The 18,173-nt window shown below is 73.3% G+C and carries 17 protein-coding genes and 1 pseudogene; 11 read left to right on the plus strand and 7 right to left on the minus strand.

Annotated features, from left to right (window positions below):
- Nucleotides 1–111: 111 nt before the first annotated feature.
- Nucleotides 112–1,575, minus strand: coding sequence for an NAD(P)H-hydrate dehydratase (locus ACJX2R_RS30430; protein ID WP_413102719.1), 1,464 nt, complete (start codon nt 1,573–1,575; stop codon nt 112–114).
- A gap of 161 nt (nt 1,576–1,736) precedes the next feature.
- Here ACJX2R_RS30430 and alr point away from each other — a divergent pair, with 161 nt between their 5' ends.
- The 4 genes from alr to ACJX2R_RS30450 all read left to right on the plus strand — a co-directional run bounded on the left by alr (nt 1,737) and on the right by ACJX2R_RS30450 (nt 5,232).
- Nucleotides 1,737–2,891 (plus strand): alanine racemase, encoded by a 1,155-nt coding sequence (alr, locus tag ACJX2R_RS30435; RefSeq protein ID WP_413102720.1) that lies wholly within the window; start codon nt 1,737–1,739, stop codon nt 2,889–2,891.
- Between the two features lie 2 nt (nt 2,892–2,893).
- The gene (locus ACJX2R_RS30440; protein ID WP_413102721.1) at nt 2,894–4,117 is read left to right on the plus strand and encodes an alpha/beta fold hydrolase; all 1,224 of its coding nucleotides are present in this window, start codon (nt 2,894–2,896) and stop codon (nt 4,115–4,117) included.
- 144 nt (nt 4,118–4,261) lie between these two features.
- Complete coding sequence (gene tsaE / locus ACJX2R_RS30445) at nt 4,262–4,798, plus strand: tRNA (adenosine(37)-N6)-threonylcarbamoyltransferase complex ATPase subunit type 1 TsaE (protein WP_413102722.1); 537 nt, start codon at nt 4,262–4,264, stop codon at nt 4,796–4,798.
- Between the two features lie 239 nt (nt 4,799–5,037).
- Nucleotides 5,038–5,232 (plus strand): hypothetical protein, encoded by a 195-nt coding sequence (locus ACJX2R_RS30450; protein ID WP_413102723.1) that lies wholly within the window; start codon nt 5,038–5,040, stop codon nt 5,230–5,232.
- A 58-nt stretch (nt 5,233–5,290) separates the two neighbouring features.
- Here ACJX2R_RS30450 and ACJX2R_RS30455 read toward each other — a convergent pair whose 3' ends face one another.
- Nucleotides 5,291–5,830: a hypothetical protein gene (locus ACJX2R_RS30455; protein WP_262704932.1), complete on the minus strand. Its 540-nt coding sequence runs from the start codon at nt 5,828–5,830 to the stop codon at nt 5,291–5,293.
- A 253-nt stretch (nt 5,831–6,083) separates the two neighbouring features.
- Between ACJX2R_RS30455 and tsaB the strand changes: the two genes are divergently transcribed.
- The 4 genes and pseudogenes from tsaB (at nt 6,084) to ACJX2R_RS30475 (ending at nt 8,782) form a co-directional block, all read left to right on the plus strand.
- On the plus strand, nt 6,084–6,752 hold the full coding sequence (gene tsaB, locus ACJX2R_RS30460) for a tRNA (adenosine(37)-N6)-threonylcarbamoyltransferase complex dimerization subunit type 1 TsaB (RefSeq protein WP_182467813.1): 669 nt from the start codon (nt 6,084–6,086) through the stop codon (nt 6,750–6,752).
- A gap of 32 nt (nt 6,753–6,784) precedes the next feature.
- A pseudogene (gene rimI, locus ACJX2R_RS30465) lies at nt 6,785–7,273 on the plus strand (ribosomal protein S18-alanine N-acetyltransferase); the annotation flags it as partial.
- Nucleotides 7,274–7,421: 148 nt separating this feature from the next.
- Nucleotides 7,422–8,522 carry a tRNA (adenosine(37)-N6)-threonylcarbamoyltransferase complex transferase subunit TsaD gene (gene tsaD / locus ACJX2R_RS30470; RefSeq protein ID WP_413102724.1) on the plus strand — a complete coding sequence of 367 codons (1,101 nt, stop codon included), beginning with the start codon at nt 7,422–7,424 and terminating at the stop codon, nt 8,520–8,522.
- A complete protein-coding gene (locus ACJX2R_RS30475; RefSeq protein WP_413102725.1) occupies nt 8,519–8,782 on the plus strand; it encodes a hypothetical protein in 264 nt (87 codons plus the stop codon). The genes tsaD and ACJX2R_RS30475 overlap by 4 nt, the downstream gene beginning before the upstream one ends.
- 384 nt (nt 8,783–9,166) lie before the next feature.
- Here ACJX2R_RS30475 and ACJX2R_RS30480 read toward each other — a convergent pair whose 3' ends face one another.
- Nucleotides 9,167–11,368 carry a BTAD domain-containing putative transcriptional regulator gene (locus ACJX2R_RS30480; protein ID WP_413102726.1) on the minus strand — a complete coding sequence of 734 codons (2,202 nt, stop codon included), beginning with the start codon at nt 11,366–11,368 and terminating at the stop codon, nt 9,167–9,169.
- A 137-nt stretch (nt 11,369–11,505) separates the two neighbouring features.
- On the opposite strand from ACJX2R_RS30480, the gene ACJX2R_RS30485 reads away from it, so the two are divergent.
- Nucleotides 11,506–12,405: an alpha/beta fold hydrolase gene (locus ACJX2R_RS30485; protein ID WP_413102727.1), complete on the plus strand. Its 900-nt coding sequence runs from the start codon at nt 11,506–11,508 to the stop codon at nt 12,403–12,405.
- 12 nt (nt 12,406–12,417) lie between these two features.
- Here the strand turns inward: ACJX2R_RS30485 and ACJX2R_RS30490 are convergent, their stop codons facing one another.
- From ACJX2R_RS30490 to ACJX2R_RS30505, 4 genes are all read right to left on the minus strand, one after another.
- Nucleotides 12,418–13,557, minus strand: coding sequence for an ABC transporter permease (locus ACJX2R_RS30490; RefSeq protein ID WP_413105975.1), 1,140 nt, complete (start codon nt 13,555–13,557; stop codon nt 12,418–12,420).
- A gap of 62 nt (nt 13,558–13,619) precedes the next feature.
- A complete protein-coding gene (locus ACJX2R_RS30495; protein ID WP_413105976.1) occupies nt 13,620–14,390 on the minus strand; it encodes an ABC transporter ATP-binding protein in 771 nt (256 codons plus the stop codon).
- Between the two features lie 56 nt (nt 14,391–14,446).
- Nucleotides 14,447–15,511, minus strand: coding sequence for an efflux RND transporter periplasmic adaptor subunit (locus ACJX2R_RS30500; protein ID WP_413102728.1), 1,065 nt, complete (start codon nt 15,509–15,511; stop codon nt 14,447–14,449).
- Nucleotides 15,508–16,041 carry a hypothetical protein gene (locus ACJX2R_RS30505; RefSeq protein ID WP_413102729.1) on the minus strand — a complete coding sequence of 178 codons (534 nt, stop codon included), beginning with the start codon at nt 16,039–16,041 and terminating at the stop codon, nt 15,508–15,510. The genes ACJX2R_RS30500 and ACJX2R_RS30505 overlap by 4 nt, the downstream gene beginning before the upstream one ends.
- Before the next feature lie 238 nt (nt 16,042–16,279).
- On the opposite strand from ACJX2R_RS30505, the gene ACJX2R_RS30510 reads away from it, so the two are divergent.
- Both ACJX2R_RS30510 and ACJX2R_RS30515 read left to right on the plus strand, forming a co-directional pair.
- The gene (locus tag ACJX2R_RS30510; protein WP_413102730.1) at nt 16,280–16,996 is read left to right on the plus strand and encodes a response regulator transcription factor; all 717 of its coding nucleotides are present in this window, start codon (nt 16,280–16,282) and stop codon (nt 16,994–16,996) included.
- Complete coding sequence (locus tag ACJX2R_RS30515; protein WP_413102731.1) at nt 16,993–18,171, plus strand: sensor histidine kinase; 1,179 nt, start codon at nt 16,993–16,995, stop codon at nt 18,169–18,171. Before ACJX2R_RS30510 ends, ACJX2R_RS30515 begins: the two co-directional genes overlap by 4 nt.
- Nucleotides 18,172–18,173: the final 2 nt, after the last annotated feature.

Genomic DNA, 18,173 nt, shown 5'->3' on the forward strand with positions numbered 1-18,173 from the left:
TGTTCGTGGGTGGTGCCGGGGGCGGTGCCCTGGAGGCCCCGCCCCCGGCACCCACCACACAACCGACCGCGCACCCCAGCAACCACCACGCAGCCGCACCCAGCGGACCTCTCAGGCCAGCACGTCCCGCCACGTGTCCGTCAGCGCCGTCGACACGTCGTACGCCGCGATGGGCGCGCCATGCGGGGCCGTGGTGCGGCGGGCGGCGAGGCCGTGGAGGTAGGCGCCGGCCGAGGCCGCTTCGCGGGCGGGGAGGCCCGTGGCGAGCAGGGAGCCGATCAGGCCGGACAGCACATCGCCGCTGCCCGCCGTGGCCAGCCAGCCGACGCCGGTGGGGTTGACGCGTACCGGCTGGTGCTCGGCGGCGATCAGCGTGGTCGACCCCTTCAGCAGTACGGTCGCGCCGTAGCGCTCGGACAGCGCCCTTACGGCGGCCAGCCGGCCCGCCTCGACCTCCTCGCGGCTCACGCCGAGCAGCGCCGCCGCCTCGCCCGCATGCGGGGTGAGGACCGTGGCCGCCTCGCGTTTGCGCAGGTCACTGCCGGTGGGCAGCAGGTGGAGCCCATCGGCGTCGACCAGGACCGGGACATCGGAGGCCAGGACGTCCTCCAGGGAGTGCCGGGCCGCCGCGCCGTCGCCGAGGCCGGGGCCGACGACCCACGACTGGACCCGGCCCGCCTTGGCCGGGGGTCCGGAGTGGACGAGGGTCTCGGGGAAGCGCGCGATGACCGTGTCGGCGGCGGGGCCGACGTAGCGCACCGCCCCCGCACCGCCACGCAGGGCGCCCGAGACGGCCAGTACGGCCGCGCCCGGGTAGCGGGCGGAGCCCGCGACCACGCCCACCACGCCGCGCCGGTACTTGTCGCTCTCCGCCGAGGGCCGGGGCAGCAACGCCGCCACGTCCTCGTGCTGCAACGCCTCCACGTCGGGGTCGGCCGGGAGGTGCGCGTCCAGGCCGATGTCAACCAGCCGCAGGGCGCCCGCGTGGGTGCGGGCGGGGTCGATGAGCAGCCCCGGCTTGTACGTGCCGAAGGTGATCGTGGCGTCCGCGCGTACGGCGGAGCCGCGCACCTCGCCCGTGTCGGCGTCGACCCCGCTGGGCAGGTCCACGGCGACGACGATCCCGCGCACCGCCCGGACGAGCCGCTCCGCGTCGGGCCGCAGCCCGCCCTTGCCGCCGATGCCGACGACGCCGTCGATGACGAGATCGGCGCGGGCCACGGCCGCCTCGGCGTCACCGGCCGCCTCGCTTCCGCCGCCAACGGCGGCCACCCGCCCGCCCGCCGCCCGCAAGGCGGCGAGGCCGCCCCCGTGCGCCCGGTCGGGGTTGAGCAGTACCGCCGTGACGCCCGCGCCGCGGCGGGCCAGCCGGGCGCCCGCGTAGAGCGCGTCGCCGCCGTTGTCGCCGCTGCCGACGAGCAGGGTCACCCGGGAGCCGTACACCCGGCCCAGCAGATCGGCGCACGCGGCCGCGAGTCCCGCCGCCGCGCGCTGCATGAGCGCTCCTTCGGGCAGCCGTGCCATCAGTTCGCGCTCGGCGGCCCGTACGGTCTCGACGCTGTAGGCAATCCTCATGCCCATAGTCTCCCGAACAGAGGGCACTCCTTGCGTGGAAGCGAGGCACTCCGTGCGCAGATGCGCAGATGCGTCGATGCACAGATCCGTCGATGCGCAGATGCGTCGATGCGCAGATGCGCGCACTCCGGTCGGGGGACGGGCCTGAGAGACTGACGGAGATGGACGAGACACCGATGCGCGCCCGTGCCGTGGTCGATCTGGCCGCCCTACGGGCCAACGTGAGGGCGCTGCGCGCCGCGGCACCCACGGCCGAGCTGATGACCGTGGTCAAGTCGGACGCCTATGGCCACGGCATGGTCCCGTGCGCGCGCGCCGCCCGCGAGGCGGGCGCGCACTGGCTGGGCGCGGCCACGCCCGAGGAGGCGTTCGCGCTGCGGGCGGCGGGGGACACCGGCCGGCTGATGTGCTGGTTGTGGACGCCAGGCGGCCCCTGGCGGCAGGCCATCGAGGCGGACATCGACGTCTCGGCCAGCGGGCTGTGGGCGGTGCGCGAGGCCGTCGCCGCGGCCCGCGCGTGCGGCCGTACCGCGCGGCTGCACCTGAAGGCGGACACCGGGCTCGGCCGCAACGGCTGCCAGCCCGCCGACTGGCCCGCCCTGGTCGCCGAGGCGCGCGCCGCCGAGGCGGAAGGGGCCATCCGGGTGACGGGGCTGTGGTCCCACTTCGCGTGCGCGGACGAGCCGGGCCATCCGTCCATCGCCGCCCAGCTGTCGGTCTTCCGCGAGGTGATCGCCCACGCGGAACAGGCGGGGCTGCGGCCGGAGGTGCGTCACATCGCCAACTCACCGGCGACCCTGACCGTGCCCGATTCCCACTTCGACCTCGTCCGGACCGGCATCTCCACCTACGGCATCTGCCCGAGCCCCGAACTCGGCACGTCCGCCGACTTCGGGCTGCGCCCGGTGATGACGCTGTCCGCCGCGCTCGCCTCGGTCAAGCGGGTGCCGGGCGGGCACGGCGTCTCCTACGGGCACCGCTATGTGACCCCCGGCGAGACGACCCTCGCGCTGGTGCCCGTCGGCTACGGGGACGGCATCCCGCGCCATGCCTCGGGCACCGGCCCGGTACTGGTGGCGGGAAAGTGGCGGACCATCGCGGGCACGGTCGCCATGGACCAGTTCGTCGTGGATCTGGGCGGCGACACCGCCGTCCCGGGGGACGAGGCGGTGCTGTTCGGCCCGGGGGACCGGGGCGAGCCGACCGTCGAGGACTGGGCGCGGGCCGTGGGCTCGATCGGCTACGAGATCGTGACCAGGATCTCGGCCCGTATTCCCCGCGTTTATGTAGGTGAGGACGGGGGCACAGGGAACTGACCATGGGCGACGAGACCACGGCCGTCAGCACGGCAGAGATGGCGACACGAGTCGCGGCGGGGGCCACAGCCGTGAGCTGGCGCCGGGGCGCCGGATTCGCGGGCGCCGCGATCGGCGTGCTGGCGGCGGGGGCGGCGGCGGGTGTCGCGCTCGAGCGGCTGACGGTCGGCCGCGGCGTACGGCGCAAGGCCCGGCTCGCCCTGGACGCCGAGGGCCCGTACGGGACGCTGCGCGGCACTCCGGGGACGGCGGTCGCCGACGACGGCACCGAGCTCTACTACGAGGTCGAGGAGATGCGGGAGAACGCCGCGGCCCCCTCGCCCCGGCGCAAGCGGCGCTTCGGGCGCCGCGCCCCCGCCCCCGTCACCATGATCTTCAGCCATGGCTACTGCCTCGCCCAGGACTCCTGGCACTTCCAGCGCTCCGCGCTGCGCGAGGTGGTCCGCACCGTCTACTGGGACCAGCGCTGCCACGGCCGCTCGGCGCGCGGCTGCGCCCAGGCGGACGGCGAGGCGATCAGCATCGACCAGCTCGGCCGCGATCTGAAGGCGGTGATCGACGCGACGGCGCCCGAGGGGCCGCTGGTGCTCGTCGGCCACTCCATGGGCGGCATGACGATGATGGCGCTGGCCGCGCAGTACCCCGACCTGATCCGCGAGCGCGTGATCGGCGCGGCCTTCATCAGCACCTCGGCGGGGAGGCTGGGCGAGGTCAGCTTCGGCCTCCCGGTGGTCGGGGTGAACGCGGTGCGGCGGGTGCTGCCCGGGCTGCTGAAGGCGCTGGGCTGGCAGGCCGATCTGGTCGAGCGCGGGCGGCGGGCGACCGCGGACCTGTTCGCGGGGCTGATCAAGCGCTATTCGTTCGGCTCGAAGGACGTGGACCCGGGGGTCGCGCGGTTCGCCGAGCGGCTGATCGAGGCCACGCCGATCGATGTGGTCGCGGAGTTCTACCCGGCGTTCATCGCCCACGACAAGGCGGCCGCGCTGCCGCACTTCGACGGCATGCCGCTGCTGGTCCTCGCGGGCGACAAGGACCTCATCACCCCGATGGAACACAGCGAGGCGATCTCGGAGCTGCTTCCGGGCGCTGAGCTGGTGATCCTCGAGGAGGCCGGACACCTGGTGATCCTCGAGCACCCGGAGGTGGTCAACGGCCACCTGACGGAGTTGCTCTCGCGGTCGGTGGACGGGATCGGCGACCGGGCGGGGCGGGGCGTGACGGGCTGAGGGGAGTCGGCCCGGGGCTAGGCCCAACCCGAAGGCCGCGGTCCAGCCCGAACCGATCCCTACCGGGACAGAGGGAAAATATCATGGGCCGGAGAAGCAATGCGGCCGCCGACGGAAGCCGGTGGCCCTCGCGCTAGGAGACAGATGGACGTAGGCACGCGCATCACCGTCACCTCTCCCGACCAGATGCGGGACCTGGGCCGCAGACTCGCCAAGCTGCTGCGCCCCGGCGATCTGGTGCTGCTCACCGGTGAACTCGGCGCGGGCAAGACGACCCTGACGCGCGGCCTCGGCGAGGGCCTGGGCGTCCGGGGCGCCGTCACCTCGCCCACCTTCGTGATCGCCCGGGTGCACCCCCCGCTGGGCGACGGCCCGCCGCTGGTCCATGTCGACGCCTACCGGCTGAACGGCGGCCTCGACGAGATGGAGGATCTGGACCTCGATGTCTCCCTGCCCGATTCGGTGGTGGCCGTGGAGTGGGGCGAGGGCAAGGTCGAGGGGCTGGCGGAGGACCGGCTGCATGTGGTGATCCAGCGGACGGTGGGCAGCGACATGGCCGTCACGGACACGACGGCGGTCACGGACACGATGGCCGCCGACGTGGACGACGTACGGGATGTGGTGGTGACGGGCGTGGGCACCCGCTGGGCGGGGGAGGACCTGGCGTCGCTCGCGGGGTAGCGCGGGGGACGGCGCTGCCGGGTAGCGCTATCCGGTCAAACGGTCAAAGCCGCGGAACGGTCAAGCCGCTTAACGCTCAAGCCGCTGGTAGAGCTCGCGTGCAGATGCCGCGTAGTTTCCGACAAGCCGTCGGCATGCTGTTGCATTCGGGGCATCACCCGTGGTCACATGGTGGGAGAAAGCATGGGTTAGGTCTACCTAACCCCGCTCGACTGCCCCAGGACCCTCAGGAGGCATCCATGTCGGCCCACGACCCTGTGGCCGGGACCGGCGCCGCGCGCGACGACCGGTCACCGTCGATGTCGGAGCTCCTGGCGGCGTGTGCGGCGGCGAGCGCGGTCTCGACGCCCCCGCGACCGGCCGAGGAGGAGACCCGGGCGTCGTCCGTCGAGACCGAGACCGAGACGGATGGCGAGGAGCGGGACGCGGCGTAGCCGCGCACGGCTGCGTCATCAGGGTGCGGCATCCAGGTCTGGCCCTGGCCGGGTCCCGCTAGGGGACGACGACCACCTTCGTGTCGACCTGGGCGAACTCCCACATCGCCGTACCGTCCGTCCGGCTCTCCCGGACGGCCCCGGTCCGCTTGCGCGCGTTCGGGTCCGGCATCGACCCGTCCACCGCCGCGCTGAAACCGAACACGACGCCCCCTTCCGAGTGGAAGACGACGACGTGCTCGACCTGCACTCCGTCCGATCCGACCCCGCCCGCGTTGCGCGAGGTCACCGTGTAGGTCCCCGGGTCGGGGCTGGCCGGGCTGGGGCCCACCTCGAAGGTGCGGCTCGCCTTGCCGTCGGCGCCGACCAGCCAGACCCGCTTGTCGCCGAGGGCGTAGACGACCCGTACGCCGGTGCCGGAGCGGGCGGGAAGGGCGGTGGACTTCTTCTTCGACCCCGCGTCGTCCTTGTCCTTCTTCTTGGACTCGGCGGAGTGCGACCCCGGCCGGGCCTGGGTCGGATGGTCGGGCGCGGTCGCGGCGGCCTGGTAGCCGAGGAACCCGACGACGCCCAGCGCGGCGGCGGTGAGTACGGCCACAGCTGGCCCGGTACTGCTCCTTGGCACGGCGGCTTCCCTCTCCTGCGGTCAGTACGTGCCGACGGCCCGTACGCGCTTAAGGCGACGGTAGCACCGGCGCCCGCCGCCCGGCCGCGCTCCGGCCGTCCGGTGACCGAGCTGTTCCACCGCCGGTACGAAAGCCGGTACCGGCGTCGGTTCCAGGGCCGGTACCACCGCCGGTACCGCCGCCGATACGAAAGAACGACCTCCCGGCGCGCCGTAGGCTGTTCTCGTGCTGTTGCTCGCTCTTGATACCGCCACCCCCGCCGTGACCGTCGCCCTGCACGACGGCTCCGCAGTGATCGCCGAGTCCGCCGACGTGGACGCCCGGCGCCACGGCGAGCTGTTGCTGCCCGCCGTGCACCGGACGCTGAAAGCCGCGGGCACCGAGCTGGGCGCGGTGACGGAGATCGTCGTCGGCGCGGGCCCCGGCCCGTACACCGGACTGCGCGTGGGCCTGGTGACCGCGGCCACCTTCGGGTCGGCCCTCGGCGTCCCCGTCCACGGGCTGTGCACGCTGGACGGGATCGCGTACGCCGCCGGGCGGGCCGGCCTGGAAGGCCCCTTCGTCGTGGCCACGGACGCGCGGCGCAAGGAGGTCTACTGGGCGCGTTACGACGACGCCCGCACCCGCGTGACCGAGCCCGCCGTCGACCACCCCGCCGATCTCGCCGAGCGGGTGGCCGGGCTGCCGGCGGTCGGCGCGGGCGCGCTGCTCTATCCGGCGGCCTTCGCGGACGTACCGCCCGGGATGCCGGAGCACCAGTCGGCCGGGGCGCTCGCCTCGCTCGCCGCCGAGAAGCTGGCGCGCGGCGAGGAACTGCCGCCGCCCCGGCCGCTGTATCTGCGCCGCCCCGACGCGAAGGTGCCCGCCAACTACAAGGTGGTCACCCCCAAGTGACCGGCACCGGCACGACCGTGACACTGCGCGAGATGCGCTGGTGGGACCTGGAGCGGGTGATGGAGCTCGAGGAGGAGCTGTTCCCCGAGGACGCCTGGTCGCGGGGGATGTTCTGGTCTGAGCTCGCCCATGCCCGGGGCCGGGAGGCCACCCGGCACTATGTGGTGGCGGAGGACGTGGTGGCGGAGGACGGCCCTCGGCTGGTCGGGTACGCCGGGCTCGCGGTCGTCGACCGCACCGGCGACGTACAGACCATCGCCGCCGCCCGCGACCAGTGGGGCACCGGCCTCGGCGCCCGCCTCCTCACCGACCTCCTTACGGCCGCCACCGCCTTCGAGTGCCGTGAGGTACTGCTGGAGGTGCGGGTGGACAACGCCCGCGCCCAGCGGCTGTACGAGCGCTTCGGCTTCGAGCCCATCGGCATACGCAAGGGCTACTACCAGCCCGGCAATGTGGACGCCCTGGTCATGCGGCTGGCCGACCCGGCGATGGCGAGTGCGGCGACGGCGAGTGCGGCGACGGCGGGCGCCGCGACGACCGCGAACGGCGAGTCCGGCGAACCCAGCGAGCCCACGACGAACACGGCGTCCACCGCGAATTCGGCATCCACCGCGCACACAGCCAATCCCGCGAACCCCGCGACCTCATCAGTACAAGGAACCGAGACCCATGGCTGACGAACCCCTCGTCCTCGGCATCGAGACCTCCTGCGACGAGACCGGCGTCGGCATCGTCCACGGCCACACCCTCCTCGCCGACGCCGTCGCCTCCAGCGTGGACGAGCACGCCCGCTTCGGCGGCGTCGTCCCCGAGGTCGCCAGCCGCGCCCATCTGGAGGCGATGGTCCCCACGATCCAGCGCGCGCTGAAGGAGGCCGGGGTCGCCGCCTCCGACCTCGACGGCATCGCCGTCACCGCGGGCCCCGGGCTCGCGGGTGCGCTGCTGGTCGGCGTCTCGGCCGCCAAGGCGTACGCCTACGCGCTCGGCAAGCCGCTCTACGGCGTCAACCACCTCGCCTCCCACATCTGCGTCGACCAGCTGGAGCACGGTCCGCTGCCCGAGCCGACGATGGCGCTGCTGGTGAGCGGCGGCCACTCGTCGCTGCTCCTCGCGCCCGACATCACCGCCGATGTCCGCCCGCTGGGCTCGACCATCGACGACGCGGCGGGCGAGGCGTTCGACAAGATCGCCCGGGTGCTGAACCTGGGCTTCCCCGGCGGCCCCGTCATCGACCGCATCGCCCGCGAGGGCGACCCGGACGCGATCGCCTTCCCGCGCGGGCTGACCGGTCCGCGGGACGCCGCGTACGACTTCTCCTTCTCCGGGCTGAAGACCGCCGTCGCCCGCTGGATCGAGGCGAAGCGGGCGGCGGGGGAGGAGGTTCCGATCGCCGATGTCTCGGCCTCCTTCCAGGAGGCGGTCGTGGACGTGCTGACCCGCAAGGCCGTTCGCGCCTGCAAGGACGAGGGCGTGGAGCACCTGATGATCGGCGGCGGCGTCGCCGCCAACTCCCGGCTGCGGGCGATGGCCGAGCGCCGCTGCGAGGACGCGGGCCTCACCCTGCGGGTGCCGCGGCCGAAGCTGTGCACGGACAACGGGGCGATGGTGGCGGCGCTCGGCGCGGAGATGGTGGCGCGGGGGCGGTCGGCGTCGGCGTGGGACCTGTCGGCCGACTCGTCCCTGCCGGTGACGGACCCGCATGTCCCGGCGCCCGCCGGGCACACCCACGACCATGTGCACGAGCTGAGCCGGAAGAACCTGTACGCATGACCGTCGCGTTGATGTGGGAAGCCCGGGCCGTGGCCGGAAAGGGCGAGGAACTCCTGACCTGGGCCACCCACCAGCCCCTCGACCCGCCCCCGCTCCGCCGCGAAACCTTCCGCGCGCCCGAGGACCGCGTCCTCGTCATCACCTGGTGGGAGGGTGCCTACGACACCCAGGGTCTGCCGGAACTCCCCGAGCCGGGTGAGGACTTGGTACGGCGGGCGGTCCACCGCTGGCGCTTCGAGGCGGTCGCGGACGGGGGCTAGGGGGTCCGGCGGATCGTGAAGCCTGCGGCGGGCTGCTCCCCTCCCCGCCCCTTCCCAAAACCGGGGCTCCGCCCCAGACCCCAAAACCGGGGCTCCGCCCCAGACTCCGGGCAGGGGCTCTGCCTCAGATCCCGGGTCGAGGCTCTGCCTCAGATCCCGGGCCGGGGCTCCGTCCCAGACAGGGGCTCTGCCTTAGATCTCGGGTCGGGGCTTGGCCTCAGATCCTGGGTCGGGGCTCCGCCCCAGACCCCGGGGTTCAGGGGCGGAGCCCCTGTCATGCGGCGGAGCCGCAATGTGATGCTGCGGGGAGGGGCAAGCATCGATATGCGGCTCCGCCGCGTGGTGCGCCGGGCACCCCGTAGGGGTACGGCGCCAGCCGTGCCGTTAACGCAGGGCTTCGGCCAGATCGGTCAGGTGCCGGGAGACCGGGCCCAGGGTGAGCAGACCGCTGGCCGCCCCGGCGAGTTCGGCCGCCGCCGGGGTCAACGCCGCGTGAGCGCGCGCGATCATCTCCCGGTCGCCGATGGCGATGGCCGCCCGCCCGGTGAGGCACCACAGGGCCTCCAGCAGCAGATCGCCGGGCGGCTCCGGGACTTTGCGCAGCGCCGCCGCGGCCTCGGCGCGGCGGTCCTGGGCCAGCAGTACCAGCGGGCGGGCCCAGGGCGCGTACGGCCCCCAGTCGAGGTCCGCGTCGGTCGGGGCGGGGCGCCCCCGCTCCACGCGCAGACAGAGCAGCGCGAGCGGCAGCAGACCGCGCTCCAGGCCGGGCATCCCGGCGCCGTCCAAGAGCGCGGCGGCGTCCAAGAGCGCGGCGGCGTCCCGGTAGGCCGCCTCGACCGCAGCCTCGCCCTCGACTGCTGCCTCAGCCGCAGCCTCGCCCTCGACCGCTGCCGCAGCCTTGCCCTCGACTGCTGCCTCAGCCTTGCCCTCGCCCTCGACCACCGCCTCGCCCTCGACCACCATCTCGCCCTCGCCCCTACCCTCGGTCTCGACCACCGCCTCGGCCTCCTCCGCCCGTCCCGTCGCCGCCAGCCGCAGTGCCCGGTACCACGTGGTGAACACCCCCACCAGCGGCCGCTCATGGCGCTCACCCAGCCGGTCGGCGGCGGCCGCGTGGCGGTCGGCCGTCGCGAAGTCGCCGAGCGCGCTGCGGGCCTGGAGCCGGATGAGGTGGCCGAGTACCTCGAAGGCGACCAGCCCGTGCCGCGTCGCGAGGGCGATCAGCTCGGCCCCGGTGGCGTCCCGGCGCGGCGCCAGCCCGGCGCGCTCGAAGCTCTGCATGAAGACGCCGTTCAGCGCGAATGCCAGCAGCCCGGGATCGTCCAGCCGCCGAGCGATCTCCTCGGCCTGCCGAGCAGCCTGCCGCCCCCGTTCGGACCGCCCACCCCGCGACTCCACGGCGATCGTCGCCAGCAGCCGGGCGCGAATCGCGTCATGGCCGACCGGCCCGGAACCGGCCGCGAGCGCGGCCAGCGTGCGTTCGGCTGCCCTGACGATCGAGGCCGCCTGTTCGGGGTCGTCCAGGCGGGTCCAGATCGCGGGGACGTCGTAGGCGCCGATGACGCGGGCGGTCAGTTCGGGGTCGCCCAGTTCTTCCGCCGCCGCGACGGCCGTCACGCGTTGTCGCCGGGCCGTCAGCAGGCCGCCGCCACCGGTCATCGAGAGGTCGCGGAGCAGGGCGGCCGTCGACTCCAGGCGGGTCCGGGCCCCGGAGGCCACGGTGCGGTCGTACGCGGCGGTCGCGTCCGCCCACACCTGGGCCACCGCGCCGCCCCGCGCCGGAGTGGGGTCGAGGTGGGGCGCCTGGTCGAGGATGTCCGTCTCCAGGCGGCGCAGTTCCGGGCCGGGGTCCACGCCCAGCTGCTCGACCAGCAGCGTGCGGGCCCGGCGCAGTACCGCCAGCGCGTCGCCCTGGCGGCCGGTGCGGTACAGCGCGAGGGCCAGCGCCCGCCAGGCGCCCTCGCGCCACGGGTGCTCGGCCAGATGCGCCTCCAGGTCCGGCACCGCCTCGGCGGCCCGGCCCAGCGCCAGCCGGGCCTCCGCCTGCCGCTCCACGGCGTGCAGCCGCAGCTCAGCCAGCCGGGAGCGCTCGCCCCGGGCCCAGCCCTCGTCGGCGAACTCCGCGTACGCGGGCCCGCGCCACCGGCTCAGCGCCTCCTCCAGCCGGGGCAGCGCACCGTCCGGCGGCAGGGTCGCGGCGGCGGCCACGTCCTGTTCGAAGCGCCAGGCGTCCACCGCGTCCGGATCGGCCCGCAGCGCGTACCCCGGGCCCTCGGTGACCAGCAGCCGGGCCGGGGTGCGCGGCGGGCGCTGCGGCTCCAGCGCGCGGCGCAGCGCGGCCACGAACGTACGCACCGCGCCCACCGCGCCCGGCGGCGGCTCCGTCCACAGGTCCTCGATCAGCCGGGAGACGGGTACGACGCGGCGGCGGGCGACGATCAGCCGGGCCAGCACCGCGCGGTGCCGTGGCCCCTTGAGCGCGATCGCGGGCCCGTCGGCGTCGGCGGGCCCGTCGGCGTCGGCGCGCCCGTCGGCGTCCGCGTCCCAGGCCACCACCGGCCCCAGCACCCCGAAACCGACCCGCATGCGGCCACGGTAGCGCGCTGATCGGATGCTCATCCGCACCCGGCAGGCTGACAGCCATCTCGTCAGTCACTTACGTCGTCCGGTCGCCCGGATCCCCTACAGGTCGCCCGGATCCCCTACAGAAAGCGCGCTGACCCATGACCCCTGTCATCCCCGGCTTCGACTACCGCCGCGTCCCCGTCGCCGACGGCGTGTCCCTGAACGTGGCCGTCGCGGGCTCGGGCAGCCCCATCGTCCTGCTGCACGGCTTCCCGCAGACCCACCTCATGTGGCGGCACGTGGCCGCCGACCTCGCAGCCGACCACACCGTGATCTGCCCCGACCTGCGCGGCTACGGCGCCAGCGACAAACCGGCAGCCGATGCTGACAGGGAAGCCGACGCCGCCCCCGCCGCCTATGCCAAGCGCACCATGGCCGCCGACATCGTCGCCCTGGCCCGCGCGCTCGGGCATGACCGCTTCGCGCTGGCCGGTCATGACCGCGGCGCCCTGGTCGCCTTCCGGGCAGGCCTCGACCATCCCGCGACGATCACCCATCTCGCCTGCCTGGACGTGCTGCCGACCCTCGACATGTGGGACGTGCTGCACGGCACCACCGCCGCCGTCGGCTTCCACCTCTTTCTGATGGCGCAGCCCCCGGGGCTGCCCGAGCGGATGATCGCCGCCTGCCCCGACGACTTCTTCGGCCACTTCCTCGACCTGTGGGCGGGCGATCCGCGGGCCATCCCCGCCGAGGTCCGTACCGCCTATCTGGACGCCTGCCGCGCCGCGGTGCCGTCGATCGTGGCCGACTACCGGGCCTCCGCCGGTGTCGACGTCGACCACGACCGGGCCGACCGGGACGGCGGGCGCCGGCTGACGATGCCGCTCACCGTCATCCAGCAGGACTGGGGCGCCGCCCTCGGCTATGACGCGGCGGCGCTGTGGCGCGCCTGGTCCGACGACCTGGAGCACCACACCGTCAACTACGGCCACTTCATGGCCGAGGAGGCACCCGCCGACATCGCCAAGGCGCTGCGGGAGCTCCTCACCCGCTAGGGGCTGTCGTGATCAGGTCGCGTGGAGAGCGAGGGTCGGGGACAGATGGGAAGCGCGGACCGCTGGATAGAGGCCCGCGAGGGTGCCGATGACGAGGGTGGCGCCGAAACCGCCGCCGATCGTCCACGGCGGGATCACCCAGGGAATGCCGTTGCTGGTGGCGTAGACGCCGGTGACGGCGGCGCCCAGGAGGATCCCGGCGAGACCGCCGAGTCCGGACAGCAGCAGCGACTCGGTGACGAACTGGCCCCGGATCTGACCTCGGGTCGCGCCGATGGAGCGGCGCAGGCCGATCTCGTAGCGGCGCTCCAGCACTGAGATGATCATGGTGTTGGCGACGCCGACCCCGCCGACCAGGAGGGCCACTCCGCCGAGTCCGAGCAGCAGGTTGCTGAAGGCGCCCTCGGCGGCGGCCTTGGCCTGGAGCCCGGATGACGGGTCGGTGACCTCGACGTTGTGGGGCGTCTCGGGGTCGACCGTGCGCGGGATCAGGCTGTGGACCGGTTCCACCCTCCCGTCGGCGGAGCGTTCGTAGATCGTGGTCGGTCGGCCGTCGAAGCCGAGTCGGGTCCGACCGACATCCCAGCCGACCAGGGCGGAGCGGGCGATCTCGGGGGTCAACGGCAGTTCGTCGAGGATGCCGAGGACGGTGAAGTACTCGTCGTCGATGTAGACCCGCTGGCCGGGCTCGGTAATGCCGAGGCGCCGAGCCGCGACGTCGCCGAGCACCACCGTGGGGTACTTGCCGGTGGCCGCGTTGAGCCAGGTGCCGCTGCGCATGCCGCCCCGCAGGGTGGTCAGCAGGTCCTCGGTGGCACTCTGGACCGAGATACCGCCGGTGATCATGTCGTCGATCTTCTCCGACCGGCGGACGGTGTGATCCAGCAGGCCGGTGGCGCCGACGTGCTCGACGCCGTCGATCCGGGCCACCCTGCCCGCCGCGTCCTTGGCCATTGGCACCTCCTTCTGGGTGAGCAGATCCGTGCCGGGGGTGACGACCAGCATGTTCGTGCCGAGCCTGTCGAGTTCCCGCAGGAGGTTCTCCTTGCTGGAGGCGGAGATGCCAACCACCGAGATCATCGTCGCGATACCGATGGCGATACCGAGAGCGGACAGCACGACGCGCATCGGGCGGTTGCGCATCCCGGCCATCCCGGTGTGCAGGATGTCCAGCGGTGTCAGACGGGCCGGTTTGAGCACCGACCCCCGCCGCCTCACCGGGCCTCGCTCGGTACGTGGCCGGGGGTACTCGTGTGCGTATCCGTGTGCGTACCCGTGTGCCCCTGGCCGTGAGCGGTGTCCTGGACGATGCTGCCGTCGCGGATCCGCACCTGCCGGGGCAGCCGGGCGGCGATCTCGGTGTCGTGGGTGATGACCGCGATGGTCGCGCCCTCCTCGTTGAGTTCGTGGATGAGTTCCACGACGGCCTCGCCGGAGGCGGAGTCCAGCGCGCCGGTCGGCTCGTCGGCGAGGAGCAGATCGGGCTCGCCCACGACCGCACGGGCGATGGCGACTCGCTGTTTCTGACCGCCGGACAGCTCATGCGGCCGGTGGTTCAGCCGGTCGCCGAGGCCGACCCGTTCCAGGGTCTCAATCGCGCGCCTGCGGCGTTCGGCGCGCGGCAGACCGGAGTAGAGCAGGCCCTCGGCGACGTTGGCCTGCGCGCTCATGCCCGGTACGAGGTGGAACGCCTGGAAGACGAAGCCGATGTGCTGAGCGCGCAGCGCGGACAGGCCGCGGTCGCCGAGCCCGGCCGCGTCATGGCCCGCGATGGTGACCGAACCGGCCGTGGGCTGGTCGAGCGTGCCCACGATGTGCAACAGGGTCGACTTGCCCGACCCCGACGGGCCGACGATGGCCACCAGCTCGCCCCGGCCGATGGTCAGATCCACGCCGCGCAGGGCCACGACCCCGCCCGGGTACTCCTTGGTCACACCCGTCAGCCGCACCACGGGTCCGGTACGGGCGGCGTTGTCGGCGGTCATGTCGGCGGCGAGCGCGGTGTCAGCGGTCGCGTAAGGGACCGGGAGGTCAGGAGCGGTCATGTCGTGGGCACCCCGACGCGCATACCGTCCCGCAGTCCGGCGCCGGAGACCTCGACCCGGCCTTGAGCGAACATGCCGAGCCGCACCTTGACCTCGCGTGCCTTGCCGCCCGCGACGACCTGGACGCCGAACGAGCCGTCCTCCAGCGCGAGCAGAGCGCTGACCGGAACGCTGAGCACGTCCTCGCGGGTCCGGCCGGTGAACTTGACGGTGGCGGGGGACTTGTCGACACCCTCCACCGAGCCGGGTTCGTCGAAGGTGACGGTGACGCCGACCTTCGGGGTCTTGTCGTTCGGGTCGTCCCCCGTCGTGGCGGCCTCGTCCACGGAGGAGACCTTTCCGTCGGCGGCGGTTCCGTCGGGCAACTCCACCCGCACCTTGTGGTCCGGCTTGGCCAGCGCGGCCTCGGAGACCTTGACCTCAAGGCGTACGACCCGGTCGGAACCGGTGGTGGTCATGATCTTCTGGCCCGGCCTCGCCACGTCGCCGACCGACGCGTTCACGCTCTGCACCCGCAGCGGGCCGGACGCGAAGGCGATCTGGTCGGCCCCGATCCGGCCGGTCTCCTTCAGCCCGTGGTCCTCCTGCCAGCGCTCGACGGCCGCGGCCGTGCCCGCGGTGAACTCGTCGTCGGCGGCGAGTGCGCCGCCGTACCCGAGCTCGACAAGGTTCTCCTTCAACTGCTTGACGTCGGTGCCCGTATCGCCTTCCTTCAGCGTCCGGTACATGGGCTCGCTTCCGTACATCAGGCGTACGTCCTTGCCGTCCAGGGCGTACAGACGGCCGTCCCGCTTGACGGTGGAGCCGCCGCGTGTCACCCAGGTGAGGGTGCCGGACGCCCCGGCGTTCAGCTTGCGTTCCTGGGCGTAGCCGAGCGTGCCGTCGACGCTGGTGCTGCTGGTCAGGTCGGCGCGCTCGACGGTTTCCGTCGCCGCGGGCAGTTGGGACCGCCGCGGCCCGGAATCGTCCTTCTGCGGCTGGGCCAGCCCCGTCACGGCGACGGCGCCGCCGATGACGGCCGCGACCGCCACCAGCGGGACGACGATGGCTGCCCGCCTCATGCCGCGCACTCGTTGAGGGCCTTGAGGAACTTGTCGGGGTCGGCTCCCTTCGGGATCCGGAAGCCGCCGTTGGCCCCGTTGGCGCCGGGCTTCGGGTCGGGCATGTCGAAGCCCTTGCCCCGCACACACTCGGCGATCTTGACCTGCTGGTCGAGCGAGTCCTGCTGGTCGGCGGCGCCGCCGGAGCCGCCCCCGGCCATGTTGGAGCCGCAGTCCTTGAGCGCCTTGGACCACTTGTCCGCGGATGTGCCCTCCGGCTGCCCGAGCGTCGCCGAGTGCGGGTCCTCGCCCGGCTTGAGGTCGGGAACGTCGATGCCCTTGTCCCGTAGGCATGCGCGCAGCTTCTGGGCCTTGTCGAAGGCGGCCGAGTCCGAGCCCGAGCCGCCGGACCCGCCCGAAGCGGTGGAATTCTCGGACGAGGCCGAATCCTTGGACCCGCCGGAGTCGGACGAGCCGGAGCAGCCGGTCACGGACAGGGCCAGACCGGCCACGGTGGCCGCCAGGGTCAGGGTGAGCCTGTGGTTCCTCACGGTTCTCTCTCCTCGCGAACGAGCCGCCGCGCCGTGCTGCGCACCGTGCGGCGACCGCGTGGTTGCGGACAGTTCGGAGAGTGATCGATGGAGCTGTTTCGTTTCTCTTACAGGCGCGTTGGGCGCCCCTACAGACGGGTGGGCGCCCCGCCCGCCGCCGCGGGGCGGCACCGCGGACCCGTGTAACAGCGGACACGGGTAACAACGGCGAAAGGCGCCCGTCGGGTAGACAGGGGCCATGCGTGTTCTGGTGGTGGAAGACAGCGCGTTCCTCGCCGCGATGATCGCCGACGGTATGCGCCGCGACGCGATCACGGTCGACGTCGCCCTCGATGGAGTCAGTGCTCTGCGCAAGCTCCAGTTCGGCGACTACGACGTCCTCGTACTCGATCGCGACCTTCCCGGCATGCACGGCGACGAGGTGTGCCGCCGCCTGGTCGCCGAGGGCCTGCTCACCCGGGTGCTGATGCTCACCGCCTCGGTGACCGTTCCCGACCGGGTGGCCGGCCTGAGCCTCGGCGCCGACGACTACCTCACCAAGCCGTTCGCCTACGAGGAACTGCTCGCCCGCGTGCTCGCGCTCGGCCGCCGCGTACAGCCCGCGCTGCCGCCGGTGATCGAGCGCGCCGGGATCACCTTGGACACCGCCCGCCGTCAGGCCGACCGCGACGGCACGGCGCTCTCCCTGACCCGCAAGGAGTTCGCCGTCCTCGAAACGCTGATGCGCGCGAACGGCGCCGTCGTCAGCGGCGAGGACCTCATCGAGAAGGTGTGGGAGGAGAACGCCGGGTACGACACCAACCCCGTGCGCGTCGCCCTGAGCCGCCTGCGCACCAAGCTCGGGGGCCCGCCGGTGATCGAGACCGTACCCGGCGCCGGATACCGGATCGCCCCGTCCTCCGATTCCGGGCAGGCCGGTTCCAGGCAGGCCCGTTCCAAGCAGGCCGGGCGATGATGCGCCGACTGCTTCCCACCACGGAGCGGGCCCGTCTCACCGCCCTGTACGGCGGGCTTCTGCTGCTGGCCGGAGGCGTCCTGGTCGGCGTCATCTACGCACTGGTCCAGGATGACCTGGACGCACGTTTCGGCAGGGCGGTCACCCCCGTGCCGCGCGGGCCGCGGATGACCTCCGACGAGGACATCCCGCCCGGCGCCGTCCAGGGGGACGAGTACGCCGTCGTCCCGGCGAACAAGGTGGGCGAGGCCGCCAAGACACGGACGGTGGCGGCCCTCACCGCCACCACCCTCAGCCGCCTGCTGACCGTCTCGGGCATCGCGCTCGGCGTCTTCGCGGTGCTCTCGCTCTTCCTGGCCTGGTGGATGGCGGGCCGGGTGCTGCGCCCGGTCGGTGTCATCACCGCCACCGCGCGCAAGCTCTCCGGGGAGAACCTCCACCAGCGCATCGGCCTCAAGGGGCCGCCCGGGGAGCTCAAGGCGCTGGCCGACACCTTCGATCAGATGCTGGGCCGGCTGGAACAACTGGTGACGGCCCAGCAGCGGTTCGCGGCGAACGCCGCGCACGAGCTGCGCACCCCGCTGGCCGTCCAGCGGGCCGCCGCCGAGATCGGCCTGGCAGACGCCGACCCCGACCGCGTGGCGTGGATCCGGGCCGAGCTGATCAAGGCGGCGGACTCCAGCGAAAGACTCATCGAGTCGCTCCTCCTGCTCGCCGCCACCGACCAGGGCATCCAGCGCCGCGAGAACGTCGAGATGGACGAGACGGTCGCGGTCGTCACCGCTGGGTTCTCCGACGAGGCCCGCGAAAAGGCGATCACTGTCACGACCACAGTGGAGCCGCTGACGGTTCCGGGCGACCCGGTCCTGCTCGCCCATCTGGTCCGCAATCTCGTCGCCAACGCGGTGGCGTACAACCACCAGGGCGGCCACATCCGCGTCCACCTCGCCGACCGGGTACTGCGGGTTTCCAACACCGGCCCGGAGATCCCCGCGGACATCGTCCACCAGCTCTTCGAACCGTTCCGCCGTCTGAACGAGCGCACGCACACCGCCGGGGAAGGCGCCGGACTCGGCCTGTCCATCGTCGCGTCCATCGCGCGGGCCCACGGCGCCGAGGCCACCGCGGACGCCAACCCGGGCGGCGGCCTCTCCGTCATGGTCCGCTTCCCATGACG

It is taken from the genome of Streptomyces sp. Inha503 (assembly GCF_047215865.1).
Lineage (GTDB): Bacteria > Actinomycetota > Actinomycetes > Streptomycetales > Streptomycetaceae > Streptomyces > Streptomyces lycopersici.

Coding starts and splice junctions, on each gene's coding strand:
- ACJX2R_RS30430 (WP_413102719.1), bottom strand. CDS start 1,575: ATGAGGATTGCCTACAGCGTCGAGACCGTACGGGCCGCCGAGCGCGAA.
- alr (WP_413102720.1), top strand. CDS start 1,737: ATGGACGAGACACCGATGCGCGCCCGTGCCGTGGTCGATCTGGCCGCC.
- ACJX2R_RS30440 (WP_413102721.1), top strand. CDS start 2,894: ATGGGCGACGAGACCACGGCCGTCAGCACGGCAGAGATGGCGACACGA.
- tsaE (WP_413102722.1), top strand. CDS start 4,262: ATGGACGTAGGCACGCGCATCACCGTCACCTCTCCCGACCAGATGCGG.
- ACJX2R_RS30450 (WP_413102723.1), top strand. CDS start 5,038: ATGTCGGCCCACGACCCTGTGGCCGGGACCGGCGCCGCGCGCGACGAC.
- tsaD (WP_413102724.1), top strand. CDS start 7,422: ATGGCTGACGAACCCCTCGTCCTCGGCATCGAGACCTCCTGCGACGAG.
- ACJX2R_RS30475 (WP_413102725.1), top strand. CDS start 8,519: ATGACCGTCGCGTTGATGTGGGAAGCCCGGGCCGTGGCCGGAAAGGGC.
- ACJX2R_RS30480 (WP_413102726.1), bottom strand. CDS start 11,368: ATGCGGGTCGGTTTCGGGGTGCTGGGGCCGGTGGTGGCCTGGGACGCG.
- ACJX2R_RS30485 (WP_413102727.1), top strand. CDS start 11,506: ATGACCCCTGTCATCCCCGGCTTCGACTACCGCCGCGTCCCCGTCGCC.
- ACJX2R_RS30490 (WP_413105975.1), bottom strand. CDS start 13,557: ATGGCCGGGATGCGCAACCGCCCGATGCGCGTCGTGCTGTCCGCTCTC.
- ACJX2R_RS30495 (WP_413105976.1), bottom strand. CDS start 14,390: ATGACCGCCGACAACGCCGCCCGTACCGGACCCGTGGTGCGGCTGACG.
- ACJX2R_RS30500 (WP_413102728.1), bottom strand. CDS start 15,511: ATGAGGCGGGCAGCCATCGTCGTCCCGCTGGTGGCGGTCGCGGCCGTC.
- ACJX2R_RS30510 (WP_413102730.1), top strand. CDS start 16,280: ATGCGTGTTCTGGTGGTGGAAGACAGCGCGTTCCTCGCCGCGATGATC.
- ACJX2R_RS30515 (WP_413102731.1), top strand. CDS start 16,993: ATGATGCGCCGACTGCTTCCCACCACGGAGCGGGCCCGTCTCACCGCC.